The organism is Anaerotruncus massiliensis (ex Togo et al. 2026) (assembly GCF_900199635.1).
Lineage (GTDB): Bacteria > Bacillota > Clostridia > Oscillospirales > Ruminococcaceae > Anaerotruncus > Anaerotruncus massiliensis.
In genome coordinates this window covers 33,304-54,415 of record NZ_LT962686.1, presented here as the reverse complement: position 1 = coordinate 54,415, position 21,112 = coordinate 33,304, and the positions used below count along the sequence as shown (strand labels likewise).

18 protein-coding genes are annotated in these 21,112 nt (G+C 65.3%); all 18 read right to left on the bottom strand.

Annotated elements, in window-relative coordinates:
* Positions 1-58 precede the first annotated feature (58 nt).
* The 18 genes from C1A13_RS00390 to C1A13_RS00310 all read right to left on the bottom strand — a co-directional run bounded on the left by C1A13_RS00390 (position 59) and on the right by C1A13_RS00310 (position 21,095).
* Positions 59-916 carry a phosphoenolpyruvate hydrolase family protein gene (locus C1A13_RS00390; RefSeq protein WP_101548048.1) on the bottom strand — a complete coding sequence of 286 codons (858 nt, stop codon included), beginning with the start codon at positions 914-916 and terminating at the stop codon, positions 59-61.
* A 37-nt stretch (positions 917-953) separates the two neighbouring features.
* Entirely contained in the window at positions 954-2,204 is a 1,251-nt protein-coding gene (locus tag C1A13_RS00385) for a Tm-1-like ATP-binding domain-containing protein (RefSeq protein ID WP_101548046.1), read from the bottom strand.
* Between the two features lie 44 nt (positions 2,205-2,248).
* Entirely contained in the window at positions 2,249-4,183 is a 1,935-nt protein-coding gene (locus C1A13_RS00380; protein WP_101548044.1) for a TRAP transporter permease, read from the bottom strand.
* Between the two features lie 108 nt (positions 4,184-4,291).
* Positions 4,292-5,320, bottom strand: coding sequence for a TAXI family TRAP transporter solute-binding subunit (locus C1A13_RS00375; protein WP_101548042.1), 1,029 nt, complete (start codon positions 5,318-5,320; stop codon positions 4,292-4,294).
* Positions 5,321-5,459: 139 nt separating this feature from the next.
* A complete protein-coding gene (locus C1A13_RS14580; RefSeq protein WP_146021654.1) occupies positions 5,460-5,870 on the bottom strand; it encodes a hypothetical protein in 411 nt (136 codons plus the stop codon).
* Positions 5,871-5,905: 35 nt separating this feature from the next.
* Positions 5,906-6,862, bottom strand: a complete 957-nt coding sequence (locus C1A13_RS00370; RefSeq protein WP_101548037.1) for an ROK family protein — start codon at positions 6,860-6,862, stop codon at positions 5,906-5,908.
* An 11-nt stretch (positions 6,863-6,873) separates the two neighbouring features.
* Complete coding sequence (locus C1A13_RS00365) at positions 6,874-7,833, bottom strand: type I phosphomannose isomerase catalytic subunit (protein ID WP_101548035.1); 960 nt, start codon at positions 7,831-7,833, stop codon at positions 6,874-6,876.
* 12 nt (positions 7,834-7,845) lie between these two features.
* The gene (locus C1A13_RS00360; RefSeq protein WP_101548033.1) at positions 7,846-8,493 is read right to left on the bottom strand and encodes a D-sedoheptulose-7-phosphate isomerase; all 648 of its coding nucleotides are present in this window, start codon (positions 8,491-8,493) and stop codon (positions 7,846-7,848) included.
* The gene (locus C1A13_RS00355) at positions 8,490-9,479 is read right to left on the bottom strand and encodes an ROK family protein (protein ID WP_101548031.1); all 990 of its coding nucleotides are present in this window, start codon (positions 9,477-9,479) and stop codon (positions 8,490-8,492) included. The genes C1A13_RS00360 and C1A13_RS00355 overlap by 4 nt, the downstream gene beginning before the upstream one ends.
* Positions 9,480-10,713: 1,234 nt before the next feature.
* Positions 10,714-11,703 (bottom strand): substrate-binding domain-containing protein, encoded by a 990-nt coding sequence (locus C1A13_RS00350; RefSeq protein ID WP_172439101.1) that lies wholly within the window; start codon positions 11,701-11,703, stop codon positions 10,714-10,716.
* Between the two features lie 66 nt (positions 11,704-11,769).
* The gene (locus C1A13_RS00345; protein WP_101548028.1) at positions 11,770-12,789 is read right to left on the bottom strand and encodes an ABC transporter permease; all 1,020 of its coding nucleotides are present in this window, start codon (positions 12,787-12,789) and stop codon (positions 11,770-11,772) included.
* A gap of 26 nt (positions 12,790-12,815) precedes the next feature.
* Positions 12,816-14,342, bottom strand: coding sequence for a sugar ABC transporter ATP-binding protein (locus tag C1A13_RS00340; protein ID WP_101548026.1), 1,527 nt, complete (start codon positions 14,340-14,342; stop codon positions 12,816-12,818).
* Positions 14,343-14,655: 313 nt separating this feature from the next.
* A complete protein-coding gene (locus C1A13_RS00335; protein ID WP_101548025.1) occupies positions 14,656-16,107 on the bottom strand; it encodes an ATP-binding cassette domain-containing protein in 1,452 nt (483 codons plus the stop codon).
* A 2-nt stretch (positions 16,108-16,109) separates the two neighbouring features.
* Positions 16,110-17,144, bottom strand: coding sequence for a sensor histidine kinase (locus C1A13_RS00330; RefSeq protein ID WP_101548023.1), 1,035 nt, complete (start codon positions 17,142-17,144; stop codon positions 16,110-16,112).
* Positions 17,145-17,159: 15 nt separating this feature from the next.
* Positions 17,160-18,776 carry a response regulator gene (locus tag C1A13_RS00325; protein WP_101548021.1) on the bottom strand — a complete coding sequence of 539 codons (1,617 nt, stop codon included), beginning with the start codon at positions 18,774-18,776 and terminating at the stop codon, positions 17,160-17,162.
* Positions 18,777-19,011: 235 nt separating this feature from the next.
* Entirely contained in the window at positions 19,012-19,977 is a 966-nt protein-coding gene (locus C1A13_RS00320) for a P1 family peptidase (RefSeq protein ID WP_101548019.1), read from the bottom strand.
* 5 nt (positions 19,978-19,982) lie between these two features.
* Positions 19,983-20,570 (bottom strand): ECF transporter S component, encoded by a 588-nt coding sequence (locus tag C1A13_RS00315; RefSeq protein WP_101548017.1) that lies wholly within the window; start codon positions 20,568-20,570, stop codon positions 19,983-19,985.
* Positions 20,571-20,663: 93 nt separating this feature from the next.
* Positions 20,664-21,095 (bottom strand): VOC family protein, encoded by a 432-nt coding sequence (locus C1A13_RS00310; RefSeq protein WP_101548015.1) that lies wholly within the window; start codon positions 21,093-21,095, stop codon positions 20,664-20,666.
* Between the last annotated feature and the right edge of the window lie 17 nt (positions 21,096-21,112).

Genomic DNA, 21,112 nt, shown 5'->3' with positions numbered 1-21,112 from the left:
GGAAAGGCAAAAGGGGAGGCCCGCCGGTTTGGCGGGCCTCCCCTTTTTTGATGTGTTTTTATGCCGGGTCCGCCGCCTCGTCCAGCGGCAGGCTTTTGAAGCTCTCGACCGTCCGGGAGACGATCTGCTCCACCGGGATGCGTTCGATGCTCGACGCGCCGATGAACCCGACCGCGGAGGTCTGGCGGAAGACGGCGCGGGCGTCGTCGGGCGAGATGATCGCGCCGCCGTGGCAGAGGGGGATGATGCCGGGGTTCTCTTCGAGCCCGGCCCGCAGGATCGCCTCGGTCTTTTCCATCGATTCCTCGAGGGTGCCGTCCGACTGGAGCCCGATGTCCCCGCCCTGCGTCAGCCCCGCGTGGGAGACGAGCACGTCCGCGCCCGCCGCGGCGTAGCGCCGGGCGTCCTCGGGGCAGAAGACATAGGCGAGCGTCAGAAAGCCCATGTCGGCGGCCATGCGCATGGTGGCGATCTCCCGGTCGAGCCCGAGCCCGACGTGTTCCAGCTCGTAGCGCAGGCGGCCGTTCATCTTGCCGACGGTGGGGTAGTTGATGACCCCCGAGTACCCGACGTCGGCCATCCGCTCGAGGAAGCGGCGCATGTCGCGGGTGGGGTCGACGCCGAAGATGCCGCCGACGACCGGCGCGCGGCGGACGGCGTTGATGATGAGTTCCTCCCCCATCTCGAGCACCATTGCGTTGGCGTCCCCGACCGGGAGGTTCCCCAGAATCGAGCTGTAGCCGTTCATGCGGAAATGTCCCGAGTTATAGACGACGATCAGGTCGATGCCCGCGCGGTCGACGATCCGGCCGATCAGCCCGACGCCCGCGCCGCTCCCGATGATCGGGCGGCCCGCGGCGATCTCGGCGCGCAGGTTTTCGAGGATGGTGTCGCGGTTGATTTTCGTTTTTTGCATTGGCAAATCTCCTTACAGTTCCGGGACCGCGGCGGGGTCAGGCGTGCGCCTCTCCCCTGCGGACCGCGTCCCAGTCGATCATGCGGATGAGCTCCCGCACAAGCAGTTCGGCGAAGGCGGGGTCGTTGAGATGGCAGTCCTTTGTTATGACAGGGACCTGCGGGGGCATCTTCGCCTTGACCTCGCTGGTGAAGACCGCGTCGGTCTCCGGGTCGTAGAAGACGTTGCCCGCCTTGTCGATCTCGGAAAATCCCTGCGTGGGGATGACCAGCCGGGTGTTGCCCGCCGCGTCCCCGAGCCTGTGGACGAAGAGCTCGGCCAGCGCCCGCATGTCCCGCTTGTCGGCGCGGATCTTGAGAAGGCTCGGATTGTGATAGTAGCGGACCTTGTCCGCCTGCTCGGGGCGCAGCTGCTCCTCCGGGCCGATGTTGATCATTTCGAGCGCGCCCGGCACCACAATGTAGGGGATGTTCGTCTCCACCCCGCCCCGCAGCCGCTCCGGGCCGATCGCGTAGGCGCCCCCGCCGACCTCGTCCGCGAGCTCGGTGGTCGTGATGTCGAGCACCCCCGCGAAAAACCGTTCGCGGATCATCTTCTCCATGATCTTTCCGCCCGAGACGCCCCGCGCGTGGAAGATCACGATTTCATACCCCATCTCCTCGAGCAGCTCCTTGCAGCGCTGGACGCAGGGGGTGGTCACGCCGAACCCGGTGATGCCGATCGCCTTTTTCTTGTGGCGGGCGATCTTGGGCCCGTCGATCATCGCGCACATCACGGCGGCCGCCTGCCCGAGGATGTATTCGGTCAAAAAGTTGATGCTCTGGATGTCCGCCACCGAGTTGATGAGCAGGATGTCCTGGCCCTGCACGTAGGGCACCGTGTTGCCCGAGGCCATCGTGCCGACGATGATCTTCGGGATGCCCAGCGGCAGGTTCTGCATCGCGTAGCTCGCGATGGTGGTGCCCCCCGAGCCGCCCAGCGACATCATCCCGTCGAGGTTGCCCTCGCGGCAGAGCTTCTGGGTGATGCTCAAGAGCCCCTCCATCATGATTTTCGACGCCTCGAACCGGGAGAGGATGTTTTCCACCGAGGTAAACGAGCTGCCCGCGCTCTCCGCGACCTGGTCCTGCGTGAACTGGACCGGGAAGCTGCGCGCCGTGCGCTTGAGCCCGATGTCGATGATGCTCACCTGCGCGCCGCGCTCCTCGAGCTGCGCCTTGAGGTAGAGGGTCTCCTCCCCCTTGGTGTCGAGGGTGGAACAGATTACGATCTTTTTGTGTGCGTCCATCCGGTAGATTTCCGCCTTTCCCCAATATTTTCCGGGCCGCCCGGTCAGGCGGCCGGTCCTTCCGCGCCCTGTGCGCGGGCTGCGCGCCGGTGCCGGCAGAGGTGGGACGCGACGACCAGCGCGATAAGCGCCAGGCCGACGAAATCGAAGGCGAAATGCGGCCAGATGCAGCAGAAGGCGGCGGCCGCCGCGCCGATGCGTTCGGGCAGGATCAGCTTCTCCAGGAAGAAGTTTTCAAAGAAGATCACGCAGGCGAACGCAAAGACCATGACCATTAGGATGCTCCAGACGAATTCCCACAGGGTGCCCATCAGCAGGATCTCCGGCCGGAAGATGAACATGAAGGGGATGGCGAAGCCGCAGACCGCCAGCCGCATGGAGATGAGGCTGGTTTTCATGAAGTCGCCCTTTGCGAGCCCCGAGGCCACGAGCGCGCCGATCGCGACGGGCGGCGTCACCGCGGAGAGCTCGCCGTAGTAGAAGACAAAGAAATGCGCCGCAAGCAGCGGGACCCCGAAGGCGGTCAGCGCGGGCGCGCCGAGCAGCGCCGCGAGGATATAGGCGGGCGCGGCGGGCATGCCCATGCCGAAGATGAGGCAGGTGATCGCGACGAAGAGCGCGAGCAGGAAGAGGTTGTCCCCCGCCAGCGTGATGACGAACTGCGAGATCTTGGAGGGCAGGCCGGTGGCGGTCAGGATCTGGACGACCACGCCCATGATCGCCATGACCACCGCGATCATCGCCATCGACTTGGAGCCGATCGCCAGCCCGTCGAGCGTCTTGCGGACGAACCCGCGGACGCAGCCGGCAAGCCCGCTCCCGCGCACCTGCTGGATCAGCCCGACGAGCAGCAGCGCGAGGATCGCGTAGAAGAGGGAGACCTGCGGGGAATACATCTTGACGAGGAAGACGACCAGGACGATGAGCGGGATGATGTAGATCACGAACTCCAGAAACGCCTTTTTAAAGTGCGGGAGCGCGTCGTCCTCGTTCTTTTTGTCCCCCAGCTTGATCGCCTTGATGTAGATGCTCAGCGAGATGCCGAAGTAGTAGAGCAGCGCGGGCGCCACGCCGATCAGCGCGATCTTGATGTAGGGGGTGCTCGTCCACGAGGCGATGATGAAGGCCGCCGCGTTCATGACGGGCGGCAGGATCGCGCCGCCGGTGGAGGCGGCCGCCTCGCACGCTCCCGCGAACTCGGGCGGGTAGCCGCGCTTCTTCATGAGCGGGATGGACACCGCGCCCGTCATCGAGATATTGGCGGCGACGCTGCCCGTCACCGAGCCGACCAGCCCGCTGCTGAGCACGGCGACCTGCGCCGCGCCCGAACGGACCTTGCCGCTCGCGGCCATGGCGACGTTCATGATCGCGTCGAGCGCGCCGAACGCCTGCATGAGCCCCGCGAAGATCGAAAAGAGCACGATCGTGTTGGCCGAGATGGTCCCCAGCATGCCGAACACGCCGGTAAAATTGGTGGTGGAATAGGTGATGACCCGGTCGAGGCTGAGTCCCCCGTGGTAGAGGAACCCGGGCATATAGGGGCCGAAATAGCCGTAGGCCAGCGCGATCAGCACGATGATGGGGATCGTTTTGCCCCAGGTGAGGTAGGTGCCGATCATCAGCACGGCGAGCAGGATGGCGCCCGAGAGCACCTTGCCCGGCGGGTTCTGCCCCATCGAGGTTTTGAAGGCCTCGTAGTTGGCGGCGATAAAGATGGTCACGCCCACGCTCGCCAGCGCGAGCGCGGCGAGCAGTGAATTTTCGACCGGGTGGCGCCTGTCGTCGAGCTTCATCTTCTGCAAAAAGACGATCACCAGCGCGAAGCAGATGTGGATCGCCACATGGATGTCCGAAAAGACCAGCAGCTTCTGCGCCGAGACGAAGTGGTAGACGCTCATCAGGATGGCCGTGGCGGTGGTCAGCCGGTCGATCGTACGGTTGCGCCGGCTGTAATCGCCGGGCAGGTTACGCTGTTGCATGGATGCCTCCTTTTTCCTTGCGGGCGGGCCTTCCGGCCCTCTTCCACAGCGCGGTACGAGCCCGCCCGCTCCGCCGCCCGGTCCTCCGGGCGGCGGGTCGTGGTTCGGTTATTCGCCGTAGACGGTGAAGCGGTCGTCCCACAGCCCCGCTTCCTTGAGCGCGCGCGCGGCGCCCGGGTGGAAGGGCACGTCCTCGACGCAGACGCTCGTGACGTAGTCCTTGAGAGGCTTCAGGTCCTGGGTGATCTTGCCCAGCTCCTCAATGTTGGAGATGCACGCCCTGGTGAACTCATAGACCGATTCCTCCGGCACGTCGGCGTGGAAGATCATGACGCCCGCATTGACCGGGGAGAGCCTGGGATCGCCCTCGGGGATGATGTTGCACTCCGCGTGGGTCAGATCCTGCGCCATGATGCCGGGGTTGATCTCGTGGATTTTAGCGCCGACCTCGGGCGGGAGGGAGAGGATGTTGATGTCGCGCACGGTGAGCAGCTCGATGATGCCCGCCGGCGGCACGCCGTTGCCCCAGGTGCCGACGCACGCGTCGACGCGGCCGTCCTTGAGCGCGGAGAAGCCGTCGCTCCAGGTGAAATATTCGATGTTCACGTCGTCGAGGACGCCCGCTTCCCGCAGGACGATCTTGAGCACCTCGGTCGAGGCGGAGCCCACGTCGGGGAAGGCCATTTTTTTGCCGCGCAGGTCCTCGTAGCTCTCGATGCCGCTGCCCGCGACGGTCAGCACCGGTAGCCGCCAGGAGACGAACCCGAACGCCTGGAGCATCGAGCTGGCGGGGATCTCCTTCTGGAAGGGCTCCTCGCCGCGCAGCGCCTGCACAAGGTTGATCGAGCCGGTGTAGCCGCCCTCGAGCTCGCGGGAATCAAGCAGGTTGATGATTTCGACCGCGCCGGTTGTCGTGACGGTGGAGGTTTTGATGTCGGAGTTGCGGTTGACCACCGAGGACATCGCCTCGATCGCGACGTTGTCGGTGCCGCCCACCGAGCCGGTGCCGAGGCGCAGCGCCCGCATGGGCACCGCGTCCGCCTGCGGGGCGTCGCCGCCCTGCTGCGCGGGCGCGCCGCAGGCGGCCAGCAGGCAGACCAGCGTAACGGACAAGAGGATGGAAAGGATGCGTTTCATGGAAAAAGCTCCTCCTTTTTTCAAATCGGAAATCAACGGGATCATTCGGCTGCTGCTTGCAAGCATGTAAAAAAGATTGGCCGGAATATATGCACCTTGCATAGAAGCAATCTTTTTTATTTAGCTCGATTATAGCATGTTATCTAAAATTTACAATAAGGTTTGGGCTATATGACGAATTTTCTTGCAATGTCCATAATCTTCTGGAAGGCAATTCGTAGGAGTCCACAAGCATTTTCCTGGTTTCTCCGTCAAACCGCTCGACATCTTTCCACATTTTTGTGGGATCGTCCAAATTTCCATTCCGAAGAGGTGGGCAAAAACGAAAAAACTTATCCGTTTTGCCCTTTTTCGCCCCTTTTTCTTGTCGAAAACCCATAAACGCGCGCAGTTTTTCCATTCCAGCTAAAAATGCAGCTGGATTCTTTGCGGTTTTGACCGGGCTTTTCCCCGCCGCCCGGCAAACTGCCAAAATTTCCGCCGGGCTCTTTCGGCAGTTTGCCCCAGGCGCGGAAAAAGAAAACAACCGGGCGGCCGCGATCTCTGTCACAGCTGCCCGGTTGTCAATGAAATTGTTCTCTGGTATCAGGCGTCCTTGTGCGCCAGCATGGCCGCGCCGATGATCCCGGCCTTGTAGCCGAGGGTGCAGGCGGTGATGCGGGTGTACTTCTCCCCGCGCCCGCCGAAGATTTCGGCGTAGGCGCGCTCCCGCAGCGGCGCGAGCAGGGTTTCCCCCTCCTTGGCGATGCCGCCGCCGAGGCTGATGACCTCCGGCTCGAAGATGTTGATGATGTTGGTCACGCCGCAGGCGAGGTAGCCGATGTACTCGTCGACGACCGCCTGTCCGGCGGCGTCCCCCTCCTTTGCGGCGAGGAAGGCGGTGCGCCCGTCCGCGCCGCCGTTTGCGGCGGCGCGCGCGGCAAGCCGGCTGTCCGGATGGGCGGCGGCCGCCTCGTTGGTCAGGTTGATGAGCCCGGTGGCGGAGGCGTAGGCCTCAAGGCAGCCGTGCCGCCCGCAGGTGCACAGCCGTCCGCCGTACCGGATGACCATGTGCCCGAGCTCGGAGGCGGCGTAGTTGTAGCCGGTGAGGATCTCGCCCGCGAGCACCACCCCGCAGCCCACGCCGGTACCGAGCGTGACGATGACCGCGCTGGAAGCGCCCCTGGCACTGCCGGCGCACACCTCGCCGAGGGCGGCGACGTTTGCGTCGTTGCCCATCGCGACGGGCAGTCCCAGCGCCTCGCTGAGGTAGCGGCGCATCGGGTAATCGCGCCAGCCGAGGTTGTTGGAGTACTCCACGACGCCGGTTTCGGGGTTGATGGTGCCGGGACAGCCCACGCCGATCCCCCGCACCTGCGAAAGGTCCAGCCCGGCCGCATGGAGCGCGTCCCCGGCGGCCCGGACGATGTCGGCGCACACCTCGTCCGCGGGACGGGGCAGCGCGGTCGGCAGGCTCCCCTCCCCGAGGATGGCGCAGCTCTCCGCATCCACGATCCCCACCTTGATGTTGGTCCCGCCCAGATCGACGCCTATGTAATACATCGCATTTCCTCCTATACCGTTGTGAGCAGCAGCTCGCCGTTCCCGGCGAGGGCGAAGCCCGGCGCGTCCGCCGGGACAAAGAGGCTCTCCCCCGCGCGCAGCGGGAATTCCTCCCCGCCGCAGGAGAGCGCCGCCCCCCCTTCGGTGCAGAGCACCGAAACGAAGGAATCGCCCGTCATTTCGCGGCGGTAATTGCCCGAAAGAGCCAGTGCATCCACTGTAAAGTAATCGCACTTTGCAAGGCGCCTGAGGCGGAAATCCGCCGTTTCCGCAAGCATTTCCGCGCCGGGCGCGCCCGCGGGAGCGGGCGCGCGCAGGGTCACGTCGAGCGCCTTGTCCACATGCAGCTCCCGCGGCTTCCCGTCCGCCCCGACCCGCCCGAAGTCGTAGACGCGGTAGGTCGTGTTGGAGTTCTGCTGGATCTCCGCGAGCAGGATGCCCGCGCCGATCGCGTGGATCGTGCCCGCGCCGATGAAGAAGACGTCCCCCTTGTGCACGGGGGCCCTGTGGAGCGCCTCGGTGATCGTGTGGTCCGCGATCCTCCGGCGCATCTCCTCCGCCGAAATTTCCCGCTCAAACCCAAAATAGAGGAAGGCATCCGGCTCGCAGTCGACGACATACCACATCTCGGTCTTGCCGCGCCCCCCCTCGACGCGGCGGGCGTAGCCGTCGTCCGGGTGCACCTGGATTGACAAAAACTGCGCCGCGTCGATCAGCTTGATCAGGATCGGGAACTCCTTCGCGCCCGCACAGTTTCCGCCGAGCGCCTCCGGATGCTCCGCGGCAAACCGGGAAAAGGGCGTCCCCGCGAATTCCCCGCAGGCGATCACGCCGTCGCCGTCGGGGTGGGCCGAAAGCTCCCAGCTCTCGGCCAGGACCGGCAGCGCGGTGCGCTTGCCGTAGGCTGTCTTCAACCGGGTCCCGCCCCACAGGTAGTCCTTACAGGCGGGCGTCAGCCGAAAAGGCTGCATGGCGATACCCCCTCATTCGTCAAATAGTTCCGATTCCACATACGCGCAGAGGAAATGATAGATTGCCAGATGGCATTCCTGCACGCGGTAGGTCTCCCGTTCGGGCGCGCGGACCGCGCAGTCGGCGAGCGGGGCGAGCTTTCCGCCCCCTTCGCCTGTCAAGGCGATCACCTTTGCGCCCCGGATTTTTGCCGCCATGGCGGCCGCGCGGACGTTTTCCGCGTTGCCCGACGTGCTGAGGCCGAGGAACACGTCCCCCGGCCGTGCGTAGGCGTATGCCTGCTGTGCGTAGACGAGCGCCGGGTCGACGTCGTTTTCAAAGGCGCTCATGAGCGCCGCGTGCGCGCAGAGGGAGACGGCGGGCAGCCCGCCCTGGAGCTTTGCGGCGATCGCCGCCCCCTCCCCGCCGAACCGTTCGGCGAAGGCGGCGCGTTCCGCCTCGGGCAGCGGGCGGCGGAGCAGAAAGCCCTTCATCAGCTCGCCCACGATGTGATCGGCGTCCGCGCAGGAACCGCCGTTCCCACAGGCGAGCAGCTTGCCGCCCTGCCGGAAGGCGTCGAGCAGCAGCCCGCAGGCGCCCAGAATCTCCGTTTTGATCGCGCCGAATGCTTCATGGCGCGCGAAAAAGCCGTCCGTCAGCCGGCTGGTGCGTTCTTTCATACCGGTTCCTCCGCGGTTTCGATGTGGTAGCGCGCGACCGAGAGGGCGGCGATATCCCCCACCGATTCGGAAAGCGCGCTGGGCAGCACCTCGCACACCGCGCGGGCGGCGGGCAGCGCCTCCCGTTCGAGGACCTCCCGCGCTGCCGGCCATATCTCATTATAACATCTTGCGAAAATGCTGCCAATCACGATTTTTTTGGGATTCATCATGTCGATTATGATGGAAAGCCCCCGCCCGAGCTGGGTCCCCGCTTCGCGCAGGATCTTTCGGGCGAGCGGGTCGCCCGCGGCGGCAGCCTCCCCCACCCTGCGCGCGTCGAGCGCGGCAAGCGCCGCCATGTCGGGACAGAGGGCGGGGCTTTTCCCCGCCTGGAGCTCCTCGAGCGCAAATGCCCGCGCGAGCTGGGCGATCCCCCCGCCGCTGCAAAAGCCCTCAAAGGAGCCCGCCTTGCCGTAGCCGACGGGCCCGTGCGCCTCGAGGCGGATGTGGCCGAGCTCCCCCGCCATGCCCGACGCGCCCTCGTAGAGCCTGCCGCCCAGGATGAGGCCCGCGCCGAGCCCCGTCCCGAAGGTAAGAAAGACCAGGTCGCGGCAGCCCCGCCCCGCGCCGTACTGCCATTCGGCCAGCGCGCCCGCGTTGGCGTCGTTGCAGAGCCAGGCGGGCAGGCCGGTGCGCTCCGACAGGATTTTTGCGGCGGGCACCGCGTCCCAGCCGGGCAGGTTGGGCGGCGAGAGCACGATTCCCGCGCGGCTGTCGAGCGGGCCGCCGCAGCTGATGCCGATCCCTTCGGCGCGCTCCCACGCGGGCAGCGCGGCAAGGCAGTCGCGGAGGTCCCCCGCGAGGGCCTCGAGCATCCCGGCGGGGGTATATTCCCGTGTGGCGCGGGGAACGGCGCGGCAGAGCACCTCCACCTGCTCGCCGTCCGCCCGGCCAATGCAGGCGGCGCATTTGGTGCCGCCGATGTCGACACCGGCTAGATACATCTGTGCTCTCCTTTCGATTTGCCGCTCATGGAGCGGCGGAGTTGCCGGGTCCCGCCCCGACTGTGGTTTGAGATTATCCGCTCATCGAGCGGTAGAGTTTGTCGGTAGTCGACCGACAGCGAGTTCCTTTCTTGCGTGCCCAAGAAAGGAACCAAAGAAGGGCACGAGGGGCTTAGGCGGCCTGCCCGGGCTGCGCCCGGAGCGCGCTACGCGCGACGGCCGCTCGCGGGCGCTCCGCCCCGCGGCCCCGGCTTGAGTCCGCTGCGCGGACCCGGCCCTGCGGGCCGGATTCTCTATCAGGATGGCCTGCGGCCAAATCCCTGCGACCCCAGCGCCGCCTCTGGTTGGCCTTCAGCCAAAGTCGGCGGCGCCCTGTCACGGATCAATTGGCGGGTGTCCAGCATCCCGCCTGGCGCCGCGCCGCGGGCGCAATGCCTCTGCCCGAGAGTCTCCGGAGCAGTACCGAAAGTGCATTCGTGGAGGCACGGCCGCTTTTGCGTGGCGCGCAGCGCCCATGGGGAGGCGGAAAACCGGGCGGTACAGCCGCCCGCGCGCGCAAAGCGCGCGAACGCCCGGAACGGGCGTTGTTTTCCGCCGGGTGTTCCCGGCGAGCCCGCTGGCTTCGGTCGTTGGGAGCGCCCGCAACCTGAATTGAGCCCTCAGCTGGTGTACCCGTGGGGAGCGGCGGTAGTCTGCGGGTTATGGCAAGGTACTCCAGGGGATCCCTAAGGGGGCGGTGGAGCCCCCTTAGGCGGACTTTTGGTTCCTTTTCGTCCGTCCGAAAAGGAACCCGTGGCGCGCGGCGGAACGCGCTCGTAATTCTTGCCGCTTTTTAAGCGGCAATTCCCGCGATAGCCCCGCCGGGCGCAGCGCGGCAAATCCAGAACCACCGCCGGGGCGGGACCCGGCAATCTCCGCCGCCGAAGGCGGCACATCTGGAGTGCCCCGGAGGGGCGCGAAAAAGGCTCCGACCGCTGGGCGGGAAATCGAAAACCGCCGCGCGGCAAAACGCGCTCGTGATTCTTGCCGCTTTTTAAGCGGCAATTCCCGTGATAGCCCAGCCGGGCGCAGCGCGGCAAATCCAGAACCGCCCGCAGGGCGGAAAAAATCCATGGGCGGCCCCCGACCAGCGGAAGCCGCCCGTTTCCGGCCCCGGCGTCAGATGGGAAACCTTCCGTCCGGGGATGGGTTTCCCTGCGCGCGGAAAACCGCGCGCAGGGAGAGAATTGGGAGATTAGATGGTGTCTTTGTTGAGGACCGAAACGCCGGTGTCGACGTTGGTCTGGTCGATGGTCTCTCCGGAGAGCGCCTTGACGGCGACCTTGACGCCTTCACGGCCCATGACGTCCGGATTCTGCGCCATGGTGCAGAGCAGGAAGCCGTTCTTGATGAGGCCGAGGATCGTGTCGGATTTGTCGAAGCCGACGCCGATGACGGTGCCGCCGGCCTCCTGGATGGCGTTGCCGGTGCCGACTGTGGAGCCCTCGTTCGCGCCGAAGATGCCGACGCAGCCCTGGGTGATGTAGTTCGCGGCGATATCCTTGGATTTCGCGGCGTCGCCGTCGCCGTACTGGGTCTCGAGGATCTCAAACTTGGTGCCCTCAAAGGCGGCGCGGAAGCCCTCTTCACGGGCGACGGTGGAAGCGGTGGCGGCGTTGACGTTGACGATGCCGATCTTGCCCTCGGTGATGCCGGCGGCTTCCAGGGCCTTGATCATCTCGTTGCCCGCGGTGGTGCCGGCGGCCTTGTTGTCGGTGGCCAGCGTCGCGACGCCCGGATAATCGGCGGCGGAGTCGACATAGACGATCTTCACGCCGGCGGCCTCAGCCTCTTTCAGGGAAGCGGTGACCGCGTCGGGGCCGTTGGCCGCGAGCAGGATGGCCTGCGCGCCGCCCGCGACGGCGTTGTTGATGCACTCGATCTGCTTGGCGTCGTCCTTGACGTCGGGAGCGAGCCAGTTGTAATCAACGTTGCCCAGCTCGGCGACGGCCTCTTTGCAGCCCTTGTCGACGTTGACCCAGTGCTGGTCCATCTGGTCCATGGTGATCAGGGTGACCTTGTAGTTGCCGGCAGGCGCTGCGGGCTCGGCGGCATCGGCGGGGGCCGGTTCGGCGGTGCTGGCGGGAGCCGCGGGTTCGGCGGCGGGTTTCTCACTCGAGCAGCCGGCCATCAGGCCCAGCGCAACGACGAAGCACAGGAGCAGCGCGGTAATTCTGGTTTTCATTTCTCGAATTCCTCCTAACGTTTTGTCCCAGTTTATCCTTAAAGCAGTTCCGCTTTAATTCGGGTTTCAGGCGGCCTTTGCGGCGGCGGGTTCCTTTTTGCGGCGGGGCTTGCGGCCGCTGCGCACGACGACGTCGAGCAGGACGGAGACCACGACGATGATGCCGATGACGATGTTGCGGATGGCGACCGGCGCGCCCGCGAATTGCAGTCCGTTCTGGAGCACGCCCCAGATCGACGCGCCGATGACGGTGCCGAGCAGGATGCCCTGGCCGCCGAGGGTGGAGACGCCGCCGATGACCGACGCGGCGACCGCGTACATCTCATACATGTTGCCGGCGTCCATCGTGCCCATGCCGCTGGTGGCGCAGGTCACGAGGCCGACCACGCAGGCGCAGATCGAACTGACGACGTAGGCCTTGGTGGTGGAGGTGATGACGTTGACGCCCGACAGGCGCGCCGCCTCGATATTGCTGCCGACCGCGTAGATGTGGCGGCCGGTACGGGTTTTGCTGAGGACGAAGTTGAAGACGAGCCACAGCACGATGGCGATCCAGATGGTGTTGTAGACGCCCGCGAGCTTGCCGTAGTAGAAGAAGTCGCGGAAGCCCTGCGCGCCCTCGCCGATCGAGTCGGTGTTATAGTTGTTGTTGACGATCTGCGCGATGCCGCGCGCGATGGTCATGGTGCCCAGCGTGGCGATGAAGGGGGGCAGCTTGCAGTTTGCGACGAGCTGTCCGTTGAGGATGCCGACCGCGATGCAGCAGACGAAGGTGATGACGACCGCCGCCCACGGGTTGACCCCCTTGGTCATGAGGGTGGCGGAGATCATGCAGCTCATGCCGACGACCGAGCCGATCGAAAGGTCGATGTTGCCGGTGATGAGCACGTAGGACTGCCCGATGCCGATCATCAGGATCGGCGCGATCTGCCGGAGCAGGTTGCCGACGTTCTTCCCCGAGAAGAACATGGGGTTGAGGATGCCGAAGACGATGCACAGGATGACGAGGCCGACGGTGACGGTAACGACCTGCCCCATTCCGCGGATCGCGAAGAGTTTTTTCAGAGGACTCTGCTTTCTTTCCATATCGAACGCTCCCAACTATTCTTTCGTCACGCGGTGGCCGCGCGGTCCTTTTGCAGCTTGTTTTCAAAGCGGGTCGCATATTCGAGGACCTTTTCCTGGGTGGCCTCCCCGACCATCAGCTCCCCGGTGACCCTGCCGTCGCACATCACGATGATGCGGTCCGCGAACCCCATGATCTCGGGCATCTCCGACGAGACGAAGAAGACGCCGATGCCGTTCTGCTTGAGCTCGTTCATGAGGTTGTAGATCTCCACCTTCGCGGCGACGTCGATGCCGCGCGTCGGCTCGTCGAACATGACGACCCGGGAGTTGCGCGCCAGCCACTTGCCGACAACCACCTTCTGCTGGTTGCCGCCCGACAGGCTCGCCGCGTTGACCTCCGCGTTCGGGAGCTTGATGGTCAGGTTCCTGACCGTCCGGTCGACCATCTCCCGCTCCTTCTTCGCGTTCACCACGCCCGCGCCGTTGCAGAGGATATCCAGGTTCGGCAGCGCGATGTTCTCACGGATCGACAGCTTGGTGCACAGCCCGTCCTTTTTGCGGTCCTCGGGCGCGAGCACGATTCCCGCCCTGATCGCGTCCATCGGGCATTTGATGTCGAGGGGCTTTCCGTCGAGGAGGACCTCCCCGCCCTCCTTCGGGTCCACCCCGAAGATCGCCCGGGTGGTCTCGGTGCGTCCCGCGCCCATCAGCCCGGCGATGCCGACGATCTCGCCCTCGTAGATGTCGAAGCTCACGTCGCGGACCATCCGGCCCGCGTTGAGGTTCCTGACCTCGAAGATCTTCTTCCCCCGCTCGCAGCGGACCTTGGGGAACTTCTCCTTGATCTCGCGGCCGACCATGTTGGCGATGATCTCCTCCATGTTGGTGTCCGCGAAGTTGACGCTTGTGATGAATTTGCCGTCCCGCATGATCGTCACGCGGTCGACGATGTGCTGCAGCTCCTCCAGCCGGTGGGAGATGTAGACGATGCCGCATCCCTCGTCCCTGAGCTTGTGGATGATGACGAAGAGGTCGTCGATCTCCTTGGAGGTGAGCGCCGAGGTCGGCTCATCCATAATGAGCACCCGCGCGTTGGTGGAGAGCGCCTTGGCGATCTCGACCATCTGCTGCTTGGAGACCGCCAGGTCCCCGACCACCATGTCCGGGTCGATGTCGATGTTCAGGCGGCCGAGGATCGCCCCCGCCTCCCGCTTCATCTCCCGCTCGGAGAGCACGCCCGATTTGGTGCGCTCGCGTCCGAGGAAGATGTTTTCGGCGACCGTCAGGTGCTGGCACATGTTCAGCTCCTGGTGGATGATCGCCACGCCCATCTCCTGCGCCTTTTTGGGGGTGAGGTCCGTGGTGATCTCCTGGCCGAAGAGCTTCATCGTGCCGCTGTCGCGGGTGTAGACGCCGCTCAGGACCTTCATGAGCGTGGACTTTCCCGCGCCGTTTTCCCCGAGCAGGGCCATCACCTCGCCCGCGCGCAGGTTGAAGGAGACGTCGTCCAGCGCCTTGACGCCGGGGAAGGTCTTGTTGATATGTTCCATCTCAACGATATAATCCTGCATCCAATCCACCTATCTTTCCCATGTCCGGGCCCTTGTTACGGTTTCAGTATAGCACCCCCCGCCGCGGACGGTAAGGGGGGCGGTTTTGGTCTTATGGGGGGGATTTTTTGAAGTTTTTATGCCTCATGTCCATATCCAATAAATCAGTCGATTCATTTTTGTGCAGTCTGACAAAGACGCTCACACGCGGGGGGACCCTTTACGCATCCGGCGCAGGTTTTGTCCGGGCGGCGGGCCGTTTTCCGGGGCGCGGCGGGAGTTCCCGGAGAACGAAAGGCGGCCGCCCGGATGGGCGGCCGCCGAAGCGCCGGGGTTATTGCCCCGCCCGGAAGAGCGGGAATTCACTGCTGAGATACTCCCGTTTGAGCCGCCCCTGCTCGACGACGAGCAGGCGGTCGGCGACCGACAGGCAGTCGGAGATGCTCACCGCGAGCAGCACCACGGCGGTACCGCGCGCCTTGACCTGGCCGATCAGGTCGATGATGTGGCGGCGCAGGTACATGTCCGCGCCCGAAAAGGGCTGCACGCAGAAGAGCACCCGCGGGTGGAGCAGGTGGGCGCGGTAGTAGACGAGGCTGTAGAGGGAGGCGGGCGAAAGGCCGGTGATGTCGGGGGCGTGGATGTCCTCCCCGACCAGCGGCTCGTACTCCCGCACAATGCTCTTGCGGATGGCGGAGTTGAGCCAGAGGGCCGGCTCCCGCCGGTCGAGCCAGAAGCAGAGGTTGTCCAGGTAGCTCATCTCGCGGAAGAGGGAGGTGTGGATGGGGTCCTCCCCGACAAAGCCGAGCTGTTTTTTGAGCCTGCGGGCGTTGCGCGCCCAGCTCTCGCCGCCCACGAGGATCTCCCCCTCCTGCGGCTGCGCCCCCCGGCTGAGCAGGCGCACGAGGTCGGAGAGCACGGTGTTGTTCATGTCGAGCAGCACGACGCACTCCCCCCTGCCGGCGGTGAAGCTCATGCCGCGCATCTGGTCGGTGACCACCCCCGAAAGGGAGAGCGCGCCGTCGCGGGGGGCCTCCCCGTGACCGCCCGCGCCGCTGCCGCGGAAGAACTCGCAGGAGAACTGGAGCACCGTCTCGTCGCGGAAGTCGGGGCGGTCGAGCACCTTGAGCGCCTTGCCGTCCTCCATGAGGGTGACGCGGTCGCAGATGGTGAACGCCTCCTCGTGGTGGTTGCAGATGTAGAGGAAGCTCATCCCCTGCGCTGCGCAGTGGCGGAGCAGGCGGTGGATTTTGACGAGGTCGGCGGCGGAGATGAAGTTGCTGATGTCGCGGATGACGACGAGCTTCACCCCGGTCACGACGGCGCGCAGCAGCTCGACGACGCATTTTTCAAAGAAGGAGAGCTGGGAGACGGGCGCTCCCGCGTCGATCTCGACGCCGAAGTCGTCGGTGAACCGGCGGAGCTGCCGTTCGAGCACGCGCGGCTCGATCAGGTATTTTTTGAAGCCGCGGCGGAGCACGAAGATGTTGTCCGCGACGGTCAGATCCTCCACCAGCCGGCTGCGCTGCTCGATGACCGACACGCGGTTCATTCCCATCGAGCTGTGCTCGTAGTTGTTGACGAGCTGCTCCTGGAAGTAGACGTAGCCGTAGTGGATGGGCAGGTTCTGGCAGATCAGCCGGACGAGCGCCTCCTTGCCGTGGGAGTTGATGCACACCAGCCCCATGATCTCCCCCTGGAAGATGTGGAGGTTCATATTGTCCAATTGCGTAACGCCGTCGGTGATGCGGGTCACCCGCTCGAGCCGCAGGATTTCCTGTTTCATGGCTACGCCCCTTTGATCTTCACGTCGTGGGTGATGCGCGGCAGGTTGATCTCCACGTCGGTGCCGATGCCGACCGTGCTGAAGATGTTGATGCCGTACTCCTCCCCGAAGAGCAGGCGGATGCGGTTGTTGACGTTGACGATCGCGATGCCGCCCTTCTTCTCCCCGTCCGGCTTGACATAGTCGAAGGCGGGCTTGCCGAGCTTTTCGGTGAGCTCCCGCAGCCGCTCGGGCTCGATGCCGAGCCCGTCGTCCGACACGGTGATGATGAGGCGCATTTCGGTCGCCTCCACCTTGATGCGGATGCTCCCCTTCCCCACCTTGCGCTCGATGCCGTGGAAGATGGCGTTTTCCACGATCGGCTGGAGGGTCAGCTTGGGCAGGCGGTAGTTGTAGAGCACCTCGCGGTCCTCGTCCCCGCAGTCGACGGTCAGACTCAGCCGCTCGCCGAAGCGGTACTGCTGGATGATGTAGTAGCTTTCGATGTTGTCGAGCTCGTCCTCAAGCGTGACGAGGTGCTCGACGTTGGAGATCGTGTAGCGGAAGAAGGTGGCGAGCGCCTCGGTCATCTCCGCGACGTTCGTCAGCCCCGCCGCGAGCGCCTCGCCGCGGATGCCCTCGAGGGTGTTGTAGAGGAAGTGGGGGTTGATCTGGTTTTGCAGCGCGAGGTACTGGGCCTGCTTTTTGGTGGCGGAGATCAGCTCGTTGGTGTTGAGCTGGGCGCGCAGGCGGAGCACCGCGTCCTCCATCTCGGGGCTGAGCGGGTAGCGCAGGTCGTAGATGCCCTGCATCGTATAGCCGCCCACAAAGAGCTGGAGGATCTTTTTCGTCTCCTGATAGGGCAGGAACACCCATTTGAAGGCCGCGTAGCAGAGCGCGGCGAACCCGGCCGCGCCGACGGCGGCGAGCAGCGCGTGGGCGCCGTCCCGCACCGCATAGACCGCCGCCGCGATCAGAAAGCAGCCGAAGAACGCCGCCGCCGCGAGGGTGAGCAGGAGGACGCGGTGGGAGAGGTAGCGGTTGAATTTCTTTTTCATATCGGTCCCCCCGCCTCAGGAATAGAGCTTGCGGAACTCGTTGGGCTTGAGGCCGGTAAACTTCTTGAAGCTCTGGGTGAAGTGCTTGAGGTCGTTGTAGCCGACCTGCTCGCATACCGCCGCGACGCTGAGGCTCGTCTCCTTGAGCAGCTCCTTGGCCTTGTTCATCCGCACCTCCGAGAGGTATTCGAGAAAGTTCTGGCCGCTCTCCTTTTTGAAGAGGGAGGAAAAATACGCGGCGCTGAAGCCGACCACCCCGCTCACCTCCTCGAGGCTCAGCGGGCTCCGGTAGTTCTGCTGGATGTACTGCTTGGCGGCGCGGATGGGGCGGCGGTCGGCCTGCCTGCGGTCGCGGACGACCGCCTCGAGCGACTCCCCGACCATCCGCGAGAGGGTGTCGAAGAGGGTGCCCGCGTCGGGGCAGAGGTCCGCCTCGCTGGTGAACCGCTCGTAGAAGGCCTGCGTGTCCCCCTCGGTGAGCCGGTGGTTGCGCAGCAGCATGAGGTAGACGCTGCACGCGTCCGCCGCGAGGCGGAAGAGCTCCTGTCCCGAAGCCCCCGGCGCGCCGAACGCGCGGGTGCGCAGCGCGGCGATCGCGGCGGCGGCCCCGTCGGCGTCGAGCACCTCGAGCGCGGCCTCGAAATTCTTGCTGAACTCGGCGAGCAACGCGTCGCGGTCGAGCGTTTCCGCCTCCTGCGCGCCGCCCTCGATCAGCTTGCCGGTCCCCTCGACCAGCCGCTGCGCGGCGGCCCGCTGGGCCGACGCGAGCGATTCCCCGATGCCGCCGATCTCCGCGGCGGGCGCGCCCAGCCCGATCGTGAGCCGCGCGCCGCCGAAGAGCGCCTGCTGGAGCAGCAGCTCGTCGAGCGCGTTTTTGAGCTGCTTGCGCACCGTCTTGCGCTCCTCCTCGGGGAAGTTCAGGATCCCGTAGGCGCGGCAGCCCTGCGTGCAGATCTCCAGGTCGGCGCAGCGTTCCTGAAGCGCGTCGCGCAGCGCCTTTTCCAGCCGTTCGGTCAGCAGCTTCATGCCGTCCTGGCAGAGGGCGTCCGCCGGGCAGTCGAGCTTGGCCACGAACATCTGGAAGCACCCGGGCGCGAAGTGGAAGTGGTAGTCCGCGTTGATCCGCGCGATGTCCGCGTCGGGCGAGACCGCGCCCCCCTGTAGGAGCAGGTTCGCGAAGAGCCCGGCGCGCAATTTGTCGATGTCGCTCTGGATGGTCATCTTGAGCTGTTCGGCGCTCGTGAGCTGCTCGGTGCGGCGCAGGTATTTTTCCCGCGTGCGCAAGAGCGTCTCGATGAGGTCCGCCTTTTTGATCGGCTTAAGCAGGTAGTCGCTCACCCCGTATTTGATCGCGCTCTGCGCGTATTCAAAGTGCCGGTAGCCGCTCACGATGATGAAATCGAGGTCGGGCTTGGCCGCCTTGGCGCGGCTGATGAGCTCGAGCCCGTCGTATCCGGGCATCCGGATGTCGGTGATGATCAGGTCGGGGCGCAGCGTTTCCACGAGTTCGAGCGCCTCGATCCCGTTGTGCGCCACCCCGGCGACCTCCATGTCGAGCGACGCCCAGTCCACCAGGCTGCAAATGAGCTGGCAGACCTTCGCCTCGTCGTCCGCAACGATGACCTTCATCATACGCTTGTCCTCCCCCAAAACCGCAATTCCATTTCATACCAAGTTTATCTTATCCGCTTCCCTTCGGATTGTCAATCCGACAAAATCCGCGTTCTTTTTCTCCTGCAAAATAAAAGCGGCAAAGATAAAATGCGCCTGAAGCAGGGCCCGGCGCCCGCAAAAAGGCCCGGCGCTCCACGGAACGCCGGGCCTTTTCCCACCCACGGCCTTTTTGGCTTTGCGGGGATGAACGCCTTTAGGGCATAAAGCCGCGCGCGGCCGGAAGCCCGCAGGCGGGCGCGGCGGCCAGCACGGCGCGGGCGACGGCGCGCGCCATGACGCGCGCGGCCAGCGTGCCCACCACGTTGACGTCCGCGTCGACCTCCCCGACCGAGAGGGCGTAGACGCTGTCCCCGTCGGCGGTCGTGTGCACCGGCCGGATGGCGCGCGCGTAGCCGTTCTGGGCCATCGCCGCGATCTTCGCCATCTGCGCTTTCCCAAATTTCCCGTTCGTGACGACGCACCCGAGCGTCGTGTTGCCGGTGAAGAAGTTCTGTTTGCTCGAATAGTCGGCAAAGAGCGCCTCCTCGCTGTCCGCGAAGGCGCTTTTGTCCGGGGCGAGCAGGCCCGCGAGCTTTCTGCCGCTGTCGGGGTCGAAGACGTCCCCCAGGGCGTTGACCGCGGCGACCGCCCCGACCTTCAGCTCCCCGAGCCGCACGGCGTAAAAGCCCTGCCCCGACTTCATCATCCGGGCGGGCCCGCCGAGCTTGCCGACCGTCGCGCCCGTGCCCGCGCCGAAATTCCCCTCGCGCGGGGCGTTTTTCTCCGCGTCGAGACAGGCGGCATAGGCCATCTCCGCGTCGGGGTGCGCGTCGGGCGAGCCGACCCCGAGGTCGAAGAGGCAGCTCTCGCAGACGAGGGGCACCGGGCGGACGCCGGTATCCACGCCGACGCCGCGCCCGGCGAGATAGCGCATCACGCCGTCCGCCGCGCCCAGTCCGAACGCGCTGCCCCCCGACAGGAGCACCGCGTGGATGCCCTCGGCGGCGGCGGTGGGCTGTAAAAGCTGGCTTTCGCGGGAGGCGGGGCCGCCGCCGCGCACGTCCACGCCCGCGGGCGCGCCCCGCTCGCAGAGGATCACGGTGCAGCCGGTCGCGGCCTCGGGGTCCTGCGCGCAGCCGATCTTGAGGTTTTCGATCTCTGTAATGGCAATTTCCTTCACAGGGCTTACCTCCCCGATTTGAGGAATTTCCGCAGCGGCGGGCAGATGAGCGCCGTCAAAAGGATGGCGGCGGCCAATTCGAGCAGGCCGTTGACGCCCACGATGGCCAAAAAGACCTGGCGCAGCGGCAGGGCCTTGAAGAAAAACCACAGGCAGCCGAGCACCCCGACCGTGTGGCAGACGGCGGCGGCCGCCGCCGAGATCCCCGCGGCAAGCGATTCCTTCCGGAGGAGCTTTTTGAGCGCGAGGAAGAGCGCGCCCGCGATCACGCCGAGCAGGACGCGCGGAAGGATGCACATGACGATCGACTGGACCGGCGCGCCGCTGGCGGCCGGGGAAAAGAGCATGTCGATCGGCGGGGTCGGGGCCATGATGGCGCGGACCATGCTGATGAGCCCGAACTCGAGCCCGAGCAGCGCGCCGCAGCCGGGTCCGAAGAGCACCGCCCCGAGGATGACGGGGATGTGCAGGATCGTGATGGACACCGGCGGGACCATGATGAATCCAAGGGGTGTGAAGCCAAGTACCGCCAGCAGTGCCATCAGCAGCGCATACTGCACGAGCCGTGCGGTCTTCCGGGTCGTCTGGGACATTGTCATTCGCTCCTTGCTGCTGCTCCCGGATGGGATGCAGCGCATGTTGTATTTATCTATTGCAGCGCAATAAATAGCAAAATCCGGACCGGGCTAGAATTTCAGGAGCCCGTTTTCGTCATAGCGGAAATTCGGGCCCCATGCAACCTCCCAGTAGTAGCCGTCCAAATCGGCAAAATAGGCGTGGTAACCGCCCCAAAAGACCTCCTGGGGCGGCTTTACGATCCTGCCGCCCGCCTGTTCCACCAGCGCGGCAGTCTCGTCGACCTGTTCGCGCGTCTCCACATTGTAAGCCAGTGTGATCCCCGCGAAGCCGTCCGTGACCGGAGGCGGGGCCGTTCCGGAGATGTCCTTTGCCAGAAGGTCCAGCGGGTAGAGCTCGAATTTGGTGCCCGGCGTATCAAAAAAAATGACCTCGGGACAGTCCTCCGTGCAGTCGGTCCGGAAGCCCAGGCCGTCCCTGTAAAAACGGACGGCGGCGGCCATATCCCGGACCCCGAGGCAGATGCAGGTGATTTTATTCATCGCGGCGGTTCCTTTCT

What these genes read in the sequence shown, in the direction of transcription:
- C1A13_RS00390 (WP_101548048.1), bottom strand. Translation starts at nt 916, where the DNA reads ATGCAAAAAACGAAAATCAACCGCGACACCATCCTCGAAAACCTGCGC.
- C1A13_RS00385 (WP_101548046.1), bottom strand. Translation starts at nt 2,204, where the DNA reads ATGGACGCACACAAAAAGATCGTAATCTGTTCCACCCTCGACACCAAG.
- C1A13_RS00380 (WP_101548044.1), bottom strand. Translation starts at nt 4,183, where the DNA reads ATGCAACAGCGTAACCTGCCCGGCGATTACAGCCGGCGCAACCGTACG.
- C1A13_RS00375 (WP_101548042.1), bottom strand. Translation starts at nt 5,320, where the DNA reads ATGAAACGCATCCTTTCCATCCTCTTGTCCGTTACGCTGGTCTGCCTG.
- C1A13_RS00370 (WP_101548037.1), bottom strand. Translation starts at nt 6,862, where the DNA reads ATGTATTACATAGGCGTCGATCTGGGCGGGACCAACATCAAGGTGGGG.
- C1A13_RS00365 (WP_101548035.1), bottom strand. Translation starts at nt 7,833, where the DNA reads ATGCAGCCTTTTCGGCTGACGCCCGCCTGTAAGGACTACCTGTGGGGC.
- C1A13_RS00360 (WP_101548033.1), bottom strand. Translation starts at nt 8,493, where the DNA reads ATGAAAGAACGCACCAGCCGGCTGACGGACGGCTTTTTCGCGCGCCAT.
- C1A13_RS00355 (WP_101548031.1), bottom strand. Translation starts at nt 9,479, where the DNA reads ATGTATCTAGCCGGTGTCGACATCGGCGGCACCAAATGCGCCGCCTGC.
- C1A13_RS00350 (WP_172439101.1), bottom strand. Translation starts at nt 11,703, where the DNA reads ATGAAAACCAGAATTACCGCGCTGCTCCTGTGCTTCGTCGTTGCGCTG.
- C1A13_RS00345 (WP_101548028.1), bottom strand. Translation starts at nt 12,789, where the DNA reads ATGGAAAGAAAGCAGAGTCCTCTGAAAAAACTCTTCGCGATCCGCGGA.
- C1A13_RS00340 (WP_101548026.1), bottom strand. Translation starts at nt 14,342, where the DNA reads ATGCAGGATTATATCGTTGAGATGGAACATATCAACAAGACCTTCCCC.
- C1A13_RS00335 (WP_101548025.1), bottom strand. Translation starts at nt 16,107, where the DNA reads ATGAAACAGGAAATCCTGCGGCTCGAGCGGGTGACCCGCATCACCGAC.
- C1A13_RS00330 (WP_101548023.1), bottom strand. Translation starts at nt 17,144, where the DNA reads ATGAAAAAGAAATTCAACCGCTACCTCTCCCACCGCGTCCTCCTGCTC.
- C1A13_RS00325 (WP_101548021.1), bottom strand. Translation starts at nt 18,776, where the DNA reads ATGATGAAGGTCATCGTTGCGGACGACGAGGCGAAGGTCTGCCAGCTC.
- C1A13_RS00315 (WP_101548017.1), bottom strand. Translation starts at nt 20,570, where the DNA reads ATGTCCCAGACGACCCGGAAGACCGCACGGCTCGTGCAGTATGCGCTG.
- C1A13_RS00310 (WP_101548015.1), bottom strand. Translation starts at nt 21,095, where the DNA reads ATGAATAAAATCACCTGCATCTGCCTCGGGGTCCGGGATATGGCCGCC.